The sequence below is a fragment of the Fretibacterium sp. genome (genome assembly GCF_057312375.1).
On sequence record NZ_DBHLDX010000084.1, the window covers coordinates 1 to 2,414 of the forward strand.

At 67.2% G+C, this 2,414-nt stretch carries 2 protein-coding genes; both read right to left on the minus strand.

Translation table 11 applies throughout. From position 1 onward, the window contains the following. On the minus strand, positions 1-1,309 hold a 1,309-nt coding region (locus tag ACO41U_RS09515; protein WP_485943479.1), incomplete at its 3' end, for a TolC family protein. Between the two features lie 427 nt (positions 1,310-1,736). Continuing rightward, a partial coding sequence (locus ACO41U_RS09520) for a coenzyme F420-0:L-glutamate ligase (protein WP_485943481.1) occupies positions 1,737-2,414 on the minus strand: 678 nt, incomplete at its 5' end.

Here is a 2,414-nt window from a genome sequence, read left to right on the forward strand (position 1 = left end):
CCTCCGGCTCCGTCAGCTCGACCCCCGTCGCGCTCTCCAGCGCGAACTGGGCCACCTGGAGGTCGTAGCGGGCCCGGTAGACGGAGAGCCGGGCATCGGTGAGGGCCAGAAGCGCGTCCGAGAGCGCCAGGGAATCGCCAACGCCCGTCCGGTAGCGCCCCTCGGCCAGGGAGTAGTTCTCCTCCGCCTGGGCGACCGTCAACCCCGCAATGCGGATGCGCTCCCTGGCGTTGCGGACGTTCAAGACGGCCTTGCGGACCTCCAAAAGGATGTCCTGCCGCAGGGCCTCGCGGGCCGCCTCCAAGCTTTTGACCTGCGCCCTCGCAGCGTCCGTCCGGGCTGCCGTCGCTCCCCCGTCGACGATGGGAACGGTAAGGGAAAGGCCCGCGTTCCACTCCGACCTGAGCGAGGAGATGTCCTCACCGCCAGCGCTGTACCCGCCCCTCAGCGACAGGCTGGGGGAGGAACTCCGCGCCGCGGAGCGCACCTCGGCCACTCCGGCGAGCGTCCGCAGGTCCGCGGCCGCGTAGTCCTGGCGATGCTCCAAGGCCAGGGCCTCGGCGTCGTCCTCCGCCGCGTCCGGCAGCCTGCGCTCCGCCATCCGAACCTCGAACGGCTCCATCGAGTCCACGCCCATCGCGTTCAGCAGCGCGGCCTGCGCAACCCGGACCTCGGACTCCACCTCCACCAGCGCGAGCTGGGCGTTCCCCAGGTCCACCTCGGCCTTCGTCACGTCGATCTTCGGTTTGAGCCCCGTTTCGTAGTAGCCCTTCGCGCGCTCCAGATGGCGCCGGAACGAATCCACCGCCTCCTGCCTCTGGCCGCGGACCTCCCCCGCCAGCAGCAGGTCCATGTAGGCCTTCTTGACCCCGGCACGGACCTGCAGCCGCGTCTTCCTTCCCTCGGCCTCCACAGCAGACAGCACACTGCGCTGGGCCTCGACGGCATACTTCGTCCGGTTCGTGTCGAAGACCTTGAGGCTCGCCGTCACTCCGGCCGTGTAACTGCTGCCCGTCACCGCCCCTTCCCTGCCGGAGCGGGTCGCCGAAACGCTTCCCGATGCCTGCAGGCGGTCCTCCACGGCCGCCAGGGAGAGCCGCCGGCGCTCCGCCTCGCTCTTCGCCTCCGCCCCGGCAAGGTCGGGATGGTTCGCCTCCGACAGGGCCAGGCAGTCCTCCAGCGTCAGGGTACGGACCGCCTCATCTCCCCGTGCGAGGGCGGGGAAAGCCCAGAACAGGGCCAGAATCAAACAGGCCAGGGCCGCAAGGGCAACAGCACTCCCGCCCACTCTTCTCTTTTCCGATCTCATGTCGTTCTCAGCCTCCAAACTTCCAAAGGAGATCGCTCCAATCCACCGGACAGCCACAGGGAAGAAGAGAACCCCTCACTAAAAAGCCTGCGGGGACAAGATTACGCTTTCGCCTCAGAACTTCAAACCGCCATTTGACGAAAACGCAGGATGTGCATATCCCGGACATGCGTTCCTGGAAGTCAGGTCAGACAACCAAAAGCGCGTGAAGCTCAGCGGTGTTGGCGCAGACTTCCCGCCGCCACAGGAACGTCCTCCATTTCCCCTCATTACGAAGGACAGGATATTCCTCCGATGTAAAGGTCCTGTGAACGCGGCAGAGGCCCCGCTCACCCTCTCCTCGCCACAAAAAGGGACCGTCCTCCAGGGACGGTCCGATCGGGACAAAAGCGCTGCGATCGAGAGGGGTTGACCTCAGGACCGCCGGTCATTCGTCGTTCCAGGAGTCGAAGTACCCGGAAACGTGCACGACGGGGGTTCCCCGATCCCCGCTGCCGGACACCAGATCGCACAGCGAGCCCAGGAGGTCCGTATAGCGCCGCGGCGTCGTGCCGAGGGCGTTTCGAGACTCCGTCAGCCCCGACTCCTTCCCCCCCGGCGCGGGCTTGGAGCGTATGGCCTCGCGCACGGCCGCCTCCGCATCCCCGGAGGCGTTGTCCGCCACCATCTTGAACTTGATCTCCGAGGGCGTGCCCCGCAGCCCCTCCGTGAACCCGGGGGACACCACGGGGTCCGCCAGCTCCCAGATGCCGCAGACGGGGTCCTTGAAGGCGCCGTCGCCGTACACCATGGCCTCCACCCTGCGTCCGGACCGCCGCAGGACCTCCTGCTGGAGGTCCAGGGCGAAGCGCTCCGCGTCCCGGGGAAAGAGCTTCACGCTGCCCTCCTTCGAGAAGTTGGACCCCAGCAGGCCGAACTCCGCGTTGTACCCGCCCCCGTCGCGCAGCGGGGCGTTGCATATCCGGTCGAGCGTCAGGACCGACGCGCCGTGCTCCCTCAGGAGCGCCGCATAGGTGCCGCGCTGGTGGATGTTGGCCATGATGACGCACTTCGTCGTCTTCAGGAGGTTCAGGGGGTTGTTCGTGAAGTGGACCTCGATCCGGTC